The following is a 14,769-nucleotide window of genomic DNA, read 5'->3' on the forward strand; positions in this document are numbered from 1 at the left end:
TTTCGGCGGTAAAAAGTACGACTTCAAATGTCAGCACCTTGTCTCAGGAACTAACAGATACGTTTGGTATAACAAAAGCCTCTTTAATAGAAATCAATGCATCTGTTTCCGGGATGAGTGAGGGAGCTCAAACACAGATGACGGGTGCAAGTGAGAGTGCAATAGCCACTGCGGAGTTAGCTGCATCAATTTCTAAGATAGCAGAAAGCGCAGCTAGTGTTTCTGAAAAGTCCTCCGAGGCAGTGGCTGAAGCCAATAAGGGGTATTCCAGAATTGAGTCGGCAATTAAACAGGTTAAGGTTATTCAAGAAGTTGTTGGTTTTTCATCTGAAAATATTTCCGTAATGACGTCAAGATACTCTGATATTGAACATGTCTTAGCCACAATATCAGGTATTGCTGACCAGACAAATCTTTTATCCCTTAATGCCAGTATAGAAGCGGCAAGAGCAGGTGAGCAAGGAAAAGGGTTCTCTGTAGTGGCCCAGGAGATTCGTAAATTGGCTGAGCAGTCTAAAAATGCATCTAAACAAATCTCTACTCTTATACAACTAATTGATACGGATACAAAAACAGTTATTGAAGGTATGGAAGTTGGCGTTAGAGAAGCAAGTGCAGGTCTTGAGTTAGTTAAATCGGCAGGTTCAGCATTTAAAGACATTTTAGTTAAGAACGATGGGGTGGATTTCGAAGTACAAGAAGTAACAGCGGCAGTCGAACAAATGTCAGCAGGAGCAGAGCAAATATCAGCAACAATAGATGAAATGTCTGTAATTGCTACATCTTCTTCTCAAAAGACAGAAGAGATAGGTGCACTGTCTGCTGAGCAATTGCATTTAATCGATTTGGTTGGGAACTCTACGTCAAATATGAACAATATGGCTAATGAACTCACAGACGTAGTCAATAAATTTAAACTGTCTACTAGTTGAATTAACTGTAGAATTCTGGATACAGAAAAACATTTAAAAGTTAGGGGAGAAGAAAATCTACCCTAACTGTCTTTAATTTATGGCTCTGTTAAACTACAATGTTGATAATCGGTCAAAATAAGGGAAACCCTATAACTATTGGGTTTCCCGATCCTATTACTAACAAAACTCGTTCGTAATTATATTAAAGTGGTGGATTTTCTGCACCTAAGTGAATCCAATCTTCTTTTGATGGTCCATAAACCCCAAAAGGTTTTATTCCTGCTTGACGCATAAGAATTGTAACTTGTCCACGATGATGAACGATGTGCTTAATTAGTCCCATTAAAATTTGAGCATTTGTTTCTTCTCTGCCAAATGCAGTTTGCACTTCCTTCAAAGATTCGTCTGTCCATTGATCTTCAATGACTTTGATTGCAGAAGAACTTATATGGTTAAAGGTTTCAGCAATTTCTTTAGCTGAGATTGGAATATTCCTTTTATTTTCCACTTCATCCACTCTCAATCCGAAATGAGCCAAATATTCCGGAATATTTGTTGTAAAATGCCAGACTATTCTTCCCAAAGTACGCCCTTCTGGGTAAACTTTTTGTTTCAGTGAATCATCGGTTAAACCTTCCAAAACCTTTTGAGTTAGCGCTGCCTCCCTATTCCATTCTCGAGTAAAGTCTGCAATCGTTACATACATATAAAATACCTCCATAATCAACATTTCTATGACTTAAAAATATTATAAAACATTTATTCGTTTTTTTCGATTTTCCTTCTTAACTATCTTGTCGACATACTTTAACAAGTTGCTAAACGCTGTGGTCACATTGATAACACCCGAATGAATGTTCTTGTATTGGAATTTATCAAGAATTCGGACAGGTATCAAATATCAACATTTACCTTTAACAGAGCCTATTTTTAAGACTAGTTTGGTTGATATACTTTAGGTTTCTGATAATTTTTACAATCGCATGGATTAATTCGTACTCTAGGGAGTTTAAAGCGATTAAAGTATCAATCTCCTTTATATTGTTTGTGCTTCCATGCGGAGCATGGAGATTAGTGAATTTTTTATTCCGGATTTTTAAATTATAAGACAGAAAGCCAAAGATTTATACGAAAAAATGTACTGGTACATTTAAGGCATAAAAACAGCGGGGTATAAGATGGATTATTGCTTCACAATCATGTTTACCTTGGGATACATAAATGAGTAGATTTGTTAATTAGAAGGAAAAGAGAATAGGCTGCAGATTATATTTCATTTTTTGTTTATAGTTCATATTCAGTTCATATAAATGGTTTATCATTCCTATATAATCAGCTGCAGAGAAGAGGGAGGATTTATATTGAATCAATTTTTAAGCAACAAAGTAATTTTGGAAAGTAAGGAGCTGGCTGTACAAGCGCATGGATTAGTCAAAACCTTCGGTGATAATCGCGCGGTCGACGGGGTGAATCTAAACGTTCGCGCTGGTACGATCTATGGTGTACTTGGCCCAAATGGAGCGGGGAAGACAACAGTTATCAGAATGCTGGCAACATTACTTAAAGCAGATGCTGGTACAGCTCGGATTTTTGGATATGATGTGGTTAAGGAACCGCAGCTTGTCAGGCAATTAATTGGTGTGACAGGGCAATATGCCTCTGTCGACGAGTCACTAAGCGCTACGGAAAATCTGATTATCTTTTCACGTATATTAGGCTTGGGGCGTGCAGATGCAAAACGTAAGGCACAGGAATTGCTGGAGGAATTTGGTTTGACAGAAGCAGCAAAACGTCCATTGAAAAATTTCTCAGGCGGCATGCGCCGCCGGCTGGATTTAGCTGCCAGTCTCATCGCCCAGCCCCCGCTTATCTTTCTGGATGAGCCGACTACTGGATTAGACCCAAGAACCCGAAATCAAATGTGGGATACCATCCGCCGGTTAGTAAGCGGAGGATCAACAGTGCTTTTGACCACGCAATATCTTCAGGAAGCTGATGAACTAGCGGACCGGATTGCGGTTATCGATCGCGGTCAAGTTGTCGCGGAAGGTACAGTAAATGAACTGAAGGAATCAATCGGCACTTCATCCTTGCATTTAAAGATTCAAAACGAACAATTTATGCAGCAAGCTTGCTTAATTGTTGAACGAATGCTTAATGTCCAGTCAGCAGTATCTGCGGAAGGCGGAAAAATTACGGCTCCCATGGCAGATGCCGGCCGGGTAACGGATTTGCTGATCGCATTGAGGGAGGCTGGCATTCAGCTGGCAGAATTAAGTGTACAAAAACCAACTTTAGATGAGGTTTTTCTATCTATCACTGGAAATCATGCTGGTTTTAAGGGTAATTCAGAAACTGCATCCATTAAATCTAATATTTAGGAGGAGTCAATATGAGCGGTACAACTATACAGGTACTCAAAAGCCGCAAGCTTCGTAACAAAACAAGCTTCCGGAAAAATGTAAGAAATTCATTAACCATGGCATACAGAGGCCTGCTAAAAATAAAAAGGACACCTGAACAATTATTTGATGTCACGCTGCAGCCGATTATCTTCACTCTCATGTTTACTTATATTTTTGGCGGAGCTATTTCTGGAAATGTGCATAACTACTTGCCTGTTATAATCCCTGGCATTCTCGTCCAGACGGTTATTACGACCTCCGTTGTTACTGGTGTACAACTTCGGGAGGATATGGATAAAGGTGTGTTCGATCGTTTTAAATCACTGCCGATTGCCCGTATAGCTCCATTAGCTGGAGCCTTGTTGGCAGACACTGTACGATATACGATTGCAACTACACTCACGTTCACCATGGGGTATATAATGGGATACCGGCCTGAAGGCGGTTTAGAGTTTGTACTCCTAGCAGGGCTTCTTGTAATAATCTGTTCTTGGGCAATAAGCTGGATTTTTGCTTTCTTCGGTGTCATTTCACGCACAGTTTCAAGTGTACAAGGGATATCAATGATTATTCTCTTTCCTCTCACGTTCCTATCTAACGCATTTGTACCCGCTAATACAATGCCTGAGGTGCTACAATGGTTTGTGAAAATTAATCCTATCTCCCACCTGGTTACCGCTGTAAGAGACTTAACTAATTCTGGAATAATAGGTTGGGACTTCGCGCTCTCTCTTATTGGAGCAGCAGCTATAGTGGCCGTTTTTGCTCCAATGACGGTACGTGCCTATATGCGCCGCGCATAAAAGAAATGGTAAAATAAAGATTATCCACTGCTAAGCACTGCCAATTGATTTGGCAGTTATCAATTTTTGATTAAAGAAGGACTGAATATCATGGCAAACATATTAATAGTAGATGATGATCCTCATATCCGGGAATTAGTACATGTCATCCTCACTAAAGAAGGCTTATCAGCTGTAGAGGCAGCAGATGGAGAAATTGCAATTTCCTTACTCGAAAAAAATAAAATTGACTTGATTATACTTGATATTATGATGCCAAAAATGGATGGCTGGACGTTTTGCCGCAAAGTACGTTCCTATTATGCTGATACATTGCCAATTTTAATGCTTACTGCAAAAGGGGAAACTGCTCAAAAAGTAAAGGGCTTTGATCTTGGTGCAGATGACTACTTAGTAAAGCCGTTCGCTCCAGCTGAACTGGCAGCCAGGGTAAAGGCACTTCTAAAACGCTATCAAATTAGCCTATCGAATCATATTGAAATTGGAAACGTCGTAATCAATCGCGAATTTTATAAAGTGTTTATCGGGAATGAAGAGACTACACTGCCATTAAAAGAGTTTGAGCTATTATTTAAGCTGGCAACACATCAAAATAAAACTTTTTCAAGGGAACAATTAATTGAAGATATATGGGGATTTGATTATGAGGGGGACGAGCGGACGGTTGATGTTCACATAAATCGCTTGCGGCAGCGATTTTCTCATGAGTCCTCTCCTTTTAAAATTACCACCATCCGGGGACTGGGTTATCGTTTGGAGGTGAAATAATGAAGCTGTCTCAAATTATGAAACGGTTTTTGGGTATCCTTGCGGTTACAGCAATGTTACTCATATGCTGGTCCTTTGCATATTGGCTTACAGCATGGTGCTATAATTGGTTCCAGATAACTCCGCAGGAATTTATCAGGCAGTTAATAAGTTCCTTTTTAGGATTTTTCCTCTTTGGGTGCTTGATATCTATTTTGAGAAAAATCCACTGGGTTAAATCAAGACAAAACAAATTTTTGTTCCCAATGATCCAGGCGATGAAGATGATGTCCGAAGGAAATTTTAATATTGATCTTTCTTTTTATAAAAATCAGTTTCTCGAGAACAAGGATAATGATCACCCCTATTATCAGATCGTAAATAGCATTCATCATATGGCGGAAAAATTAGGTGAAATGGAAGGAATGCGCCAGGAGTTCATTTCGAATGTGTCACATGAAATTCAGTCTCCCTTAACATCCATCAGCGGTTTTGCACATACGCTGAAGAATGAAGGATTAAGCCAGGAACAACGAAATCATTATCTGGAAATTATCGAAACAGAAAGCATAAGATTATCGAAATTAAGTGAAAATCTATTAAAGCTTACTTCATTGGAATCAGAACATTTACCTTTGGAACGGAAGGAGTACAGATTAGATCATCAGCTCCGGCGGATTATTCTTGCTAATGAACCGCAATGGATGGAGAAAGAAATAAATATGGATATCTCACTTGAGAATGTAACGGTTTCTGGTGATGAAGAAATGATGGATCAAGTATGGATCAATCTGCTTCACAATAGTATAAAATTCACTCCAAAAGGAGGCACCATCTTAGTCGAGACATACAAATCTGTGGAAGGCTGCACTGTGAAAATAAGAGATACAGGAACCGGCATTGAAAAGGATGCACTCATGCATATATTTGAACGCTTTTATAAAGCGGATGAGTCGAGAAATAGGGACATTGGAGGGAACGGACTTGGCCTTTCCATCGTCAAAAAAATAATTGATTTGCACAAATATGTAATTGAAGTGAAAAGTGACATCGGAATTGGGACGGAGATACATGTATTTTTGAAATCTTGCCATTGACACACATAGGAGCAGTTCCGCTATAACTCGGGAATAATTTGTTTATTCGGGTAAATTTGATGTTATATTTTAAAGGTGAGTTAATTTTAGTTACTTGCTGAAATTTGCGGAAAAACGGAAATGAGGGGATGGATATGATCCAAAACAAAGAAACGCCGGAAGAAAGAAGAGAAAGAATGAGACAAAAGGAAGTAAAAAGTCCTTCAAGCAGTATTCACGGAAGCAATCTTTCTGATTTAGTTGGCGGTTTAAGCTGGAAGGGTACTGGGATGCTTATCCTTGTAATCATTATAGGATTTTTCATCGCTTCAATATTTTTCAAGTGAGACCTCCCTTTTTTATTATCCACTTCAAAAAAACCTGAAGTTTATTTAATTAATTTTGAAAACTTGAAAAAGCCCTGATACAACTCGATTACAAACGCTATTTTTTACCAAGCTCAAGCTGGCAGAACCAGAAGAGAAAATTGTCCGGATATTTCGCTTCCGCCTTTTGGAACCTCTCGATTTAGCTTTTAAGCATTGGTTCTAGTTATTGATGTGCTGCATGTGGTACATGCCTTTCTTTGCACGTTGTACGTTGTTTTTGTCAGCTCTTCTTTTTGTTAGGCTGTTTTCGTTAACTTTGTTGCTATGAAACAAGGTGGCTGATTTTCTCTACAGGATGCTCGCTTTTCCGCGGGGCAGGCGGTGAGCCTCCTCGGCTGCTCCTGCGGGGTCTAATACATATAGGTGTCTCGCAGTTTACGCTCCAATCAACCTGACTTGACAATAGAAATTTCTTACATAAAAAATTAAAAAAACAATAATCTTTAAGAAAAGAGCCTTTTGTTAAATAAACGTGCATACTTATTAAGTCTGCGTATAAGCCTCCCGGCAGAATAAGGGAGGCTTGAAGCTGGATGTGGAGGAACATTCCTTGATTACAAAAATCCTTGCCATGAATTATGGCGAAGATAAAAAACAATTACATTAGTTTTCGTATTGTTTCCTGCTAATCTTATCAATAATCTCCTGCAGGTCATCCGGCTTATGAAACTCTATCGGAGAAACTCCTTTTTCAAAGGTGATGGAGTCGGATTCCACGAGCAGGACATACTTGCCATTGATTTTTCCGAGATGGATGGTGTCTCCAAAGCTGCCGAGAGGGCCTTTGATTTCGGTTTCTCCAAGCTTCATTTTAAGCTCAGCTTCTGGAGTATGCTCGACAATCTGGGAGACCGCTTCTATAACCTGATGGGTATCAAGGCGTTCTCTGATTTCGCGCTTTTCGCTTGCTTCCCATATTTCCAGGTCTTCTTCAAACTGCTTCAGTTCTTCGCTGTTGTCCTCAAAGGTTTCATACACATGCTCTTGGACCATGTTCATGACCTGTGTTTTCATGATTTCAGGCATGGATTCTTTATAGTCCACAAATTTAAGAAAGTCTTCGAAATAGCGGGCATGTGAAGCCTGATGGATTTTTAACTCTGCTTCTTCAACCATTCCTTCTTCAGGCATATATGGATATTGAATAGACTTCATATTTTTTGTGGTAATTGCCATTTCCACGTTCCGGATAAGAGAACGTTCGTCTGATATGCTTGCAACTTTTGGTTCGAAATCGCATTTTAGCAGAAAAACAAAAGGATCATCAAAGTACCTGCTTAATTTGGCTGAAACCACAATGAAAACGCCGCCCCTGACAGCACTCGTATCAAGGTATGAGCGGACGAATTGTTCATTTTCTTCGTGAAATGCCTCCAGTGTTTCCGCAAAACGGACCCGGTTAAATAAATTATAATTTGGGTTGGAATTCAGCTCATGTCCTTCTTCTACAAGGAAAAAGCCAATTTTAGTAGGAACCTGTTCCGCTTTTGGATGGCGTTCTGCCTTCCTCTTGGAGACTTTCATCAATTCACCATCAAGGAATTCCTTTAACGGACTGTTTTCATATCCCTGTTCATCTATGGTTTGAAAATGCTTGAACTTTTTATCAGCTTGCTCTCCGCTTCCTTCTACCTGTACTACATAAAAGGAAAGAAATTTAACATCAAAATCCACTAATACTCACCTAATTTCACTTTACTCTGTTCATCAAGTATAAAAACCAGAAAAGCTTACGTCAATGAGAAAAAGAGGTTCTCTTTCTTGCCAGCGGGTAAAATGACAGAGAGAGGAGGCGTTCTGATGAAAATCATTGTTCTTTCAGACACTCATATGCCCAAAAAAGCAAAAAAACTTCCCTCCCCTTTATTGAAGGAGCTGGAAAATGCCGATTTGATTATCCATGCAGGTGATTGGCAGACTATAGAGGTGTACAATGAGCTGCGCAAATATGGAAAAGTGGAAGGCGTCTACGGAAATGTAGATTCAGAGCAAATTTTAGAAAAATTCCCTGATAAACAGATTTTAACTGTAAAACAATTTAAAATTGGTCTCATCCATGGACACGGCAAAAAATGGACCACAGAAAAGAGAGCTCTATATGCATTTAAGGATGACAATGTGGATATGATCATTTATGGGCATTCCCATATTCCAAAAATAACACAAGAAAATAAATGTATGTTATTTAATCCTGGTTCACCTACTGATAAAAGAAGGCAAAAGCAATATTCATTTGGAATTGTCACTGCTGGGAACACGCTTGAAGCAGAACATATATTTTTTGATGAAAAAGATTAAAAGTATTTAAAACTTCTATTAAACCCTTATGAATTTGCAATTAGCAAAAACTTACTTTGGTATAGTGGTAAAGAATTGATAATCCAATTAAGGTAGTTCATCTTTTATAACTACCTTAATTTGCGGAAAAATGGAACTGCATGCCAATAACGCATATTTTCATTAATTCATACTTCTGCGAAAAATAGAACAAGATTAATGCCGATAATAAAAACTTTACATATGATTATCGTAAAGCAAAAAGGTATTTTTGTGATTATTTTAGTTTTACGGATTATACACTAATTCTCGAAGAAAATTGGACGCTCATTCCAGGTTCCTATCCAACAAGGCCCCCGTTTGTTCAGCCATGACACATGCTGGCAAAGGCTTATCATTCTTAAACCACCATTCCACAGCCCCGACGACAGCTGAACCAAAAAATTGAAGAATAACATCGTCGCTTAACCCATGATTTTTTCCTTCTGCTGTATCCACATCCGCTTTAAACTCTTCAATGACTATATTCATAAAACGAGTACGAAAATAGGGTGCACCTTTACTCGATAACATAGTTGAAAAAAATAGAAAATGGTGTTCAAAGTATTCGTACCAGACATAATTACCTTCTTGAAAAGTCATTTCAGCTGCCGACTGGCATAGTTCTCTGAGATTGTCCATGTGTTCTTCAATCATCTTATCTAAGAGGTCGTATTTATCTGTGTAATGAAGATAAATGGTTCCCCGATTAACATCTGCTCTGTCAGCGATATCCTGAATAGTAATGTCATCGAATCCTTTTTCGGACATCAAATGAGTTACAGCATTTTTAATGGCTAGCTGGCTCTTGGCTATTCTTCTATCTATTTTCAATTTCTTTCACCATTCTTTCGTAAAATACTTAACAATTATCGTGAATTTGTTGATTACTCAACGATTTACGTTCAATTAACCATTGAAAGTATAAGCATCTTTTTTATAATTATAACCAGATGTTGATTAATCAATCAATATCAATTTCAAAGGCTCTTTTCTTGAAAAATGTTGATTTTTACTATGTTCTGTAAAGCGATCCCGTTGTTAAACCGGGTTGATTGGAGTGTGAGGTGCGAGACTCCTAGAGCAGAAATCAACCCTTGTTCCATAGCAAAGAAGTTTACGAAAACAGCCATTTCAACACGAATACCAGCTAATACCAGCAAAATAAGCACGAACTTCAAACAGGAGGCGTTTGTATGGATCGGATTGAAAAGAGGAACGAGAAATATAACCAGCTATTTGGAGATGAGACACCAGCTACTTATGCAGAAGATCCTGATTTTCAGGACATTCTTAGCCGTTTTATTTATGGAGAAGTTTTTTATCAGGGAAATCTGGATGACAAGCAGCGAGTATTAATCACTTTGGCAGTTCTTGCTGCGAACCAGACACTAGCTCAGCTCACGACACATGTAATTGCCGCTCTGAATATTGGATGCACACCTGTAGAAATTAAAGAGGCTGTTTACCAGTGTGCACCCTACATTGGATTTCCCAAAACATTTTACGCCATCCAGGAAGTAAATGAGATTTTCAAATCCAATAATATTTCATTACCTGTTGAAAATCCAAAACAGGTTAATGAAGAAAATCGCTTAAACAAAGGCCTTTCCGTTCAAATTGAAATCTTCGGTGATGTAATTGAAAAAATGCGGGAAAATGCTCCTGCTAATCAAAAGCATATCCAGGATTATCTTTCCGCCTTTTGTTTTGGTGATTTTTATACCCGTGATGGTCTTGATTTGAAGTCAAGGGAGCTGCTGACACTTTGCATTCTAAGTTCGCTTGGAGGTGCGGAAAGTCAAGTGATGTCACATGTACAAGGCAACTTAAACGTGGGTAATGATAAGGAAACGTTAATTTCCGCTATCACACACTGTTTGCCTTATATAGGATTTCCAAGAACACTAAACGCATTAAATTGTGTTAATGAAGTGGTTCCTGAAAATAAGTGATAACAAAAAAGGAAGAATCCGTCTATTGTGATAAAACTTCTGCAAAAAAGAATACAGCAGTTATAGCCATAGCCATAAATAATGAGAAGAAGTTAACTATCTTTCTGCATTAAAAGAATTACATGTATAAATGCCAATCCTATTAATTATTAGGACAAGGTTTTACCAAAATATATCCATTCGAGGAGACAAAAGGTATGTTCAACCAAACTTACAAATTATCAAATGGAACAGAAATTCCTAAATTAGGGCTTGGTACCTGGCTTCTTGAGGATGTACAGGCAGCGCAGGCGGTGCGTGATGCGGTTTCTATCGGATATAGACATATTGATACTGCCCAGGCTTATATGAACGAAAAGGGGATAGGTGATGGGATACGTTCATGCGGAATTTCAAGAGAAGAACTCTTCATCACCACAAAGGTAGCTGCAGAAGCAAAGACCTATGATAAGGTTACGCAGTCCATTGATGAGTCGTTAGTTAATATGAAGCTGGAATATATTGATCTGCTTCTCATCCACAGTCCGCAGCCCTGGAAGGAGTTTCGCGAAGAGAACCGTTATTACGGGGAAAACAAAGAAGTGTGGAAAGCAATGGAGGATGCTTATAAGAAAGGGAAGGTTAAAGCAATCGGTCTTTCTAACTTCCTTCAAGATGATATAGAAAATATTCTTGCAAGCTGTAAAATCCATCCTATGATAAATCAGGTTTTATCACATGTGAGTAATACTCCTTTGGAACTCATCGAATTCTGCCAGAAAAATAATATTCTCGTAGAGGCGTATTCACCTATTGCACACGGTGCAATTCTTGATAATACAGAGGTAAAGGCAATTGCTGATAAATATGAAGTATCTGTTGCACAGCTTTGCCTGCGCTATAATATTCAGCTTGGTCTAATCGTTATTCCTAAAACGGCTAATCCAGTTCATATGAAAAACAATGCAGACCTTGATTTTACAATTACTGACGCAGATATGGCGGCTCTTAAAAATATAGACATTATCAAGAATTATGGTGAGCATAGCTTCTTCCCTGTGTTTGGCGGGAAAATGAAGTAAACAGATTTACTCGCTAGTTCTTTTTTTATTGCATTAGAGAACAACGTACAGGTGATGGTAAATAGTTAATATGCGTTAAAACTATACACATGTGCCGAGTTGAAATAAATGCTGTTCAGCCGTTCGAGTAAATTAATAAAAACATGCTAGATGGAGGAGTTAAAATGGCAAAATATGAAGAAGTAAAAAATGGAGTGATTTTTCCTGCTGGAGAGAAAAACGAAGCATTTGCTCAATTTTTTGTGGGGCAAAGCTATCTTAAAACACTAATCTCGGATTCAAAAGTCAATGTTGGTGTTGGGAATGTGACCTTCGAACCTGGCTGCAGGAACAATTGGCACATACATCGAAATGGATTTCAGCTTTTATTAGTAACCGGAGGGGAAGGGTGGTACCAAGAAGAAGGAAAGGCTGCTCAGCACTTAAAAGCTGGTGATGTTATTGTCACCCATGATGGTGTAAAGCACTGGCATGGCGCTGCAAAGGACAGCTGGTTTGAACACATAGCCATTACTGCAGGTACACCTGAATGGCTGGAACCGGTATCAGATCATGAATACAGCAAAGTAGAATAACTATTGCTGCTATGGATGTTTGGGAAAGTGAAATAATAAATCATTTACTGCCAATACAGCTAAAAAGTTAAACGGTTGGGAAATTCACGAATTATTATTAACAAAACGGTTGGAGAATTTGGTACTAAATCTTAATGCATTTAGCCTCGAAAACCGATTTCTCTATTAGGTAGTACGTTTTTTCGTTTATGCTGTTTTCGTAAACTTTGCTGCTAAGAAACAAGGTGTGATTTCCGTAAGGGTGCTCGCTTTCCGCGGGGCAGCCGGTGAGCCTCTTTGGCTGCGCCTGTTTAGGTCTCACCTGTCCTGCTTCTAAGCAGCATGATTTCACATAAGTAGAGATAGGAGTGTTTTTTTGGCTAAACCAAATACTTTATTGATTTTCATTTTAACCATAGGAGTTTTTGGCATATTAAACACTGAAATGGGGGTTATAGGAATATTGCCTGCTATTGCGGATCATTTTCATGTCAGTATATCCAAGGCAGGATTGCTGGTGAGTCTTTTTTCCCTTGTTGTTGCAATATCGGGTCCTTCGATGCCATTATTGTTTTCGGGCATAGAACGTAAGAGGGTAATGCTGCTTACCCTTGGTGTTTTCTTGATGGGAAACATAGTCTCTATATTTACTTCCAGCTTTACGGTTTTATTAGCTGCCCGTATCATACCTGCCTTTTTTCATCCTATTTATTGTTCACTGGCTTTTACGGCAGCTGCTGACTCGGTTAGTAAAGAAAAAGCTCCAAAAGCAGTTTCCAACGTATTTATTGGTGTATCTGCAGGTATGGTAGTTGGTGTGCCAATCGTAAGTTTACTCAATAATACTGTTTCGTTTGACATGGCAATGGCCTTTTTTGCTATTGTGAATGCTTTAGTATTTATTGCTACGTTATTGATTGTCCCAGTAATGCCTATCAAGGAAGTTCTTACTTACGGAGAGCAATTATCCGTATTAAAAAAAGTAAATACATGGCTCTCCATAGCAGCTGTTGTTTTCTTAAATTCAGCTATTTTTGGGGTTTACAGTTATTTTGCTGAGTATCTTCAAACGGTGACAAAGATGTCTTCAAATATCATTAGTTTCATGCTTTTTGTCTACGGAGCTGCAAATATTATTGGAAACATTTTAGCAGGGAAATTACTTACAAAAAGTGCCATTGTATCTGTCACAGCTTTTCCTTTTGTATTGGGTGCTATTTACATCATCTTATTTTTCACTGGACAGTTTACTATGCCTATGGCAATCATTACTTTAATTTGGGGGATATTAGCAGGATTAGGGTCTAATATTAATCAATATTGGATTACTTCTGCAGCTCCTGAAGCACCTGACTTCGCTAATGGGTTATTTTTATCGTCATGTAATATAGGCACTACAATTGGTGCAGCTGCAGCGGTCGTTCTAGCAGGTTTATTATCTTTAGTTTTGGCCGCCGTATTTGTTTTATTAAGAAACTATGTGAATAATACCTCACAACGGCTTTCCAGTTAAATCGTTCCTTTTTAAGTTAGCGGTATTTTTATCTCCTAATTCAATTCGCTTGATTAATCCCTTAAATGTACATTTTTCATAAAAATAATAATTTAATAGCCTGAAAGCCGAAATAGATGCCAAATCCAATAAGGGATAAACCTGAAATAACCGATATACAGCGTAACAGAAAGCTGGTTAAGTATTTTCTTGCGCTGCTTGCCATAAAGGCCATTGTAATGTCCCATAAAAAAATACCTGAAAAAATTGCCAGGCTGTATATGATAAGCATCCTTGTTTCGTATTTTTCAGCAGCATTCGCGAGCACGGAACCGTAAATGCCAAGCCAGAATAAAATGGTGAGCGGGTTGGATATAGACATGAAAAAGCCGGAGAAAAAGGATTTGAATAATGATTCCTTCTTATCACGCATGTCATTTTGGGTATTCCCGGATTTAATGATGCTTTCCATTCCTGTATAACAGAGGACGAAAAAGCCGAAAAGCCAGAGAAATGTTTTTAAAAAGGGGATTTCGAGAAAATGGACAAGGCCGAAGTATACAAGCAGTATATAAAAAATATCTGCAGATGCCGCACCAAGGCCTAATATCCATGCATGCCAAAAACCATTTTTAATTCCTCTATCGAGCTGGGCAGCATTTATAGGGCCAATTGGTGCTGCAAGTGATAAACCTAAAATCATATAGCCTAAGATAGCATTCATTACTTTTCACCTCATCCATTGTTTTACAAACAAGCTCGTACATATTTATTCGGGAATACCGGATTGTAGGACTAGTTTTGCTTAATGCATCATTTTCATAAAAATACTTGTAAATTAACAGCAGGCATGATAAGATATTACTTGCGATGAGCTAATTTGCATAAGACGAGAGACATGCTTTCAAGCACGTTCGGGATGTGGCCCAACGGTCTTTTCGCCGCAAACGCATCAAAGACGCCAGCATATGCTAGGCGTCTTTTTCATGTTTTTTTCTAATCTTACGGCTTCCGAACAATAAATAAAGGAAATGATACTGGGCATCTTGAATTGTTT

At 38.4% G+C, this 14,769-nt stretch carries 15 protein-coding genes; 11 read left to right on the forward strand and 4 right to left on the reverse strand.

What is annotated here, in order from left to right; genetic code table 11:
• Nucleotides 1-113 precede the first annotated feature (113 nt).
• Nucleotides 114-932, forward strand: a complete 819-nt coding sequence (locus BM126_RS23370) for a methyl-accepting chemotaxis protein (RefSeq protein ID WP_371261459.1) — start codon at nt 114-116, stop codon at nt 930-932.
• Between the two features lie 184 nt (nt 933-1,116).
• Here BM126_RS23370 and BM126_RS13765 read toward each other — a convergent pair whose 3' ends face one another.
• On the reverse strand, nt 1,117-1,620 hold the full coding sequence (locus BM126_RS13765; protein ID WP_090990021.1) for a DinB family protein: 504 nt from the start codon (nt 1,618-1,620) through the stop codon (nt 1,117-1,119).
• Between the two features lie 655 nt (nt 1,621-2,275).
• On the opposite strand from BM126_RS13765, the gene BM126_RS13770 reads away from it, so the two are divergent.
• The 5 genes from BM126_RS13770 to BM126_RS13790 all read left to right on the forward strand — a co-directional run bounded on the left by BM126_RS13770 (nt 2,276) and on the right by BM126_RS13790 (nt 6,292).
• Nucleotides 2,276-3,295 (forward strand): ATP-binding cassette domain-containing protein, encoded by a 1,020-nt coding sequence (locus BM126_RS13770; protein WP_256213105.1) that lies wholly within the window; start codon nt 2,276-2,278, stop codon nt 3,293-3,295.
• 11 nt (nt 3,296-3,306) lie between these two features.
• On the forward strand, nt 3,307-4,122 hold the full coding sequence (locus BM126_RS13775; RefSeq protein WP_090990022.1) for an ABC transporter permease: 816 nt from the start codon (nt 3,307-3,309) through the stop codon (nt 4,120-4,122).
• A 90-nt stretch (nt 4,123-4,212) separates the two neighbouring features.
• Nucleotides 4,213-4,890 carry a response regulator transcription factor gene (locus tag BM126_RS13780; protein ID WP_090990023.1) on the forward strand — a complete coding sequence of 226 codons (678 nt, stop codon included), beginning with the start codon at nt 4,213-4,215 and terminating at the stop codon, nt 4,888-4,890.
• Nucleotides 4,891-5,156: 266 nt separating this feature from the next.
• The gene (locus BM126_RS13785) at nt 5,157-5,966 is read left to right on the forward strand and encodes a sensor histidine kinase (protein ID WP_256213106.1); all 810 of its coding nucleotides are present in this window, start codon (nt 5,157-5,159) and stop codon (nt 5,964-5,966) included.
• A gap of 134 nt (nt 5,967-6,100) precedes the next feature.
• Complete coding sequence (locus BM126_RS13790; protein ID WP_090990025.1) at nt 6,101-6,292, forward strand: DUF6366 family protein; 192 nt, start codon at nt 6,101-6,103, stop codon at nt 6,290-6,292.
• A 645-nt stretch (nt 6,293-6,937) separates the two neighbouring features.
• Here BM126_RS13790 and BM126_RS13795 read toward each other — a convergent pair.
• Nucleotides 6,938-8,008, reverse strand: coding sequence for a DUF3900 domain-containing protein (locus tag BM126_RS13795; RefSeq protein WP_090990026.1), 1,071 nt, complete (start codon nt 8,006-8,008; stop codon nt 6,938-6,940).
• Between the two features lie 126 nt (nt 8,009-8,134).
• On the opposite strand from BM126_RS13795, the gene BM126_RS13800 reads away from it, so the two are divergent.
• Nucleotides 8,135-8,632: a metallophosphoesterase family protein gene (locus tag BM126_RS13800; protein WP_090990027.1), complete on the forward strand. Its 498-nt coding sequence runs from the start codon at nt 8,135-8,137 to the stop codon at nt 8,630-8,632.
• A gap of 306 nt (nt 8,633-8,938) precedes the next feature.
• Here the strand turns inward: BM126_RS13800 and BM126_RS13805 are convergent, their stop codons facing one another.
• Nucleotides 8,939-9,484 (reverse strand): TetR/AcrR family transcriptional regulator, encoded by a 546-nt coding sequence (locus tag BM126_RS13805; protein ID WP_256213107.1) that lies wholly within the window; start codon nt 9,482-9,484, stop codon nt 8,939-8,941.
• 362 nt (nt 9,485-9,846) lie between these two features.
• On the opposite strand from BM126_RS13805, the gene BM126_RS13810 reads away from it, so the two are divergent.
• The 4 genes from BM126_RS13810 to BM126_RS13825 all read left to right on the forward strand — a co-directional run bounded on the left by BM126_RS13810 (nt 9,847) and on the right by BM126_RS13825 (nt 13,733).
• Complete coding sequence (locus BM126_RS13810) at nt 9,847-10,605, forward strand: carboxymuconolactone decarboxylase family protein (protein ID WP_090990028.1); 759 nt, start codon at nt 9,847-9,849, stop codon at nt 10,603-10,605.
• 197 nt (nt 10,606-10,802) lie between these two features.
• On the forward strand, nt 10,803-11,666 hold the full coding sequence (locus tag BM126_RS13815; protein ID WP_090990029.1) for an aldo/keto reductase: 864 nt from the start codon (nt 10,803-10,805) through the stop codon (nt 11,664-11,666).
• Nucleotides 11,667-11,830: 164 nt separating this feature from the next.
• Nucleotides 11,831-12,241: a cupin domain-containing protein gene (locus BM126_RS13820; protein WP_090990030.1), complete on the forward strand. Its 411-nt coding sequence runs from the start codon at nt 11,831-11,833 to the stop codon at nt 12,239-12,241.
• 355 nt (nt 12,242-12,596) lie between these two features.
• Complete coding sequence (locus tag BM126_RS13825) at nt 12,597-13,733, forward strand: MFS transporter (protein WP_090990031.1); 1,137 nt, start codon at nt 12,597-12,599, stop codon at nt 13,731-13,733.
• Between the two features lie 76 nt (nt 13,734-13,809).
• Here the strand turns inward: BM126_RS13825 and BM126_RS13830 are convergent, their stop codons facing one another.
• Nucleotides 13,810-14,436, reverse strand: a complete 627-nt coding sequence (locus BM126_RS13830; RefSeq protein WP_090990032.1) for a LysE family transporter — start codon at nt 14,434-14,436, stop codon at nt 13,810-13,812.
• Nucleotides 14,437-14,769 lie beyond the last annotated feature (333 nt).

Origin of the sequence: Bacillus sp. OV322 (genome assembly GCF_900112495.1) — a bacterium.
Classification (GTDB): domain Bacteria; phylum Bacillota; class Bacilli; order Bacillales; family DSM-1321; genus Peribacillus.

What these genes read in the sequence shown, in the direction of transcription:
- BM126_RS23370 (WP_371261459.1), top strand. Translation starts at nt 114, where the DNA reads ATGAGTGAGGGAGCTCAAACACAGATGACGGGTGCAAGTGAGAGTGCA.
- BM126_RS13765 (WP_090990021.1), bottom strand. Translation starts at nt 1,620, where the DNA reads ATGTATGTAACGATTGCAGACTTTACTCGAGAATGGAATAGGGAGGCA.
- BM126_RS13775 (WP_090990022.1), top strand. Translation starts at nt 3,307, where the DNA reads ATGAGCGGTACAACTATACAGGTACTCAAAAGCCGCAAGCTTCGTAAC.
- BM126_RS13780 (WP_090990023.1), top strand. Translation starts at nt 4,213, where the DNA reads ATGGCAAACATATTAATAGTAGATGATGATCCTCATATCCGGGAATTA.
- BM126_RS13785 (WP_256213106.1), top strand. Translation starts at nt 5,157, where the DNA reads ATGTCCGAAGGAAATTTTAATATTGATCTTTCTTTTTATAAAAATCAG.
- BM126_RS13790 (WP_090990025.1), top strand. Translation starts at nt 6,101, where the DNA reads ATGATCCAAAACAAAGAAACGCCGGAAGAAAGAAGAGAAAGAATGAGA.
- BM126_RS13800 (WP_090990027.1), top strand. Translation starts at nt 8,135, where the DNA reads ATGAAAATCATTGTTCTTTCAGACACTCATATGCCCAAAAAAGCAAAA.
- BM126_RS13810 (WP_090990028.1), top strand. Translation starts at nt 9,847, where the DNA reads ATGGATCGGATTGAAAAGAGGAACGAGAAATATAACCAGCTATTTGGA.
- BM126_RS13815 (WP_090990029.1), top strand. Translation starts at nt 10,803, where the DNA reads ATGTTCAACCAAACTTACAAATTATCAAATGGAACAGAAATTCCTAAA.
- BM126_RS13820 (WP_090990030.1), top strand. Translation starts at nt 11,831, where the DNA reads ATGGCAAAATATGAAGAAGTAAAAAATGGAGTGATTTTTCCTGCTGGA.
- BM126_RS13830 (WP_090990032.1), bottom strand. Translation starts at nt 14,436, where the DNA reads ATGAATGCTATCTTAGGCTATATGATTTTAGGTTTATCACTTGCAGCA.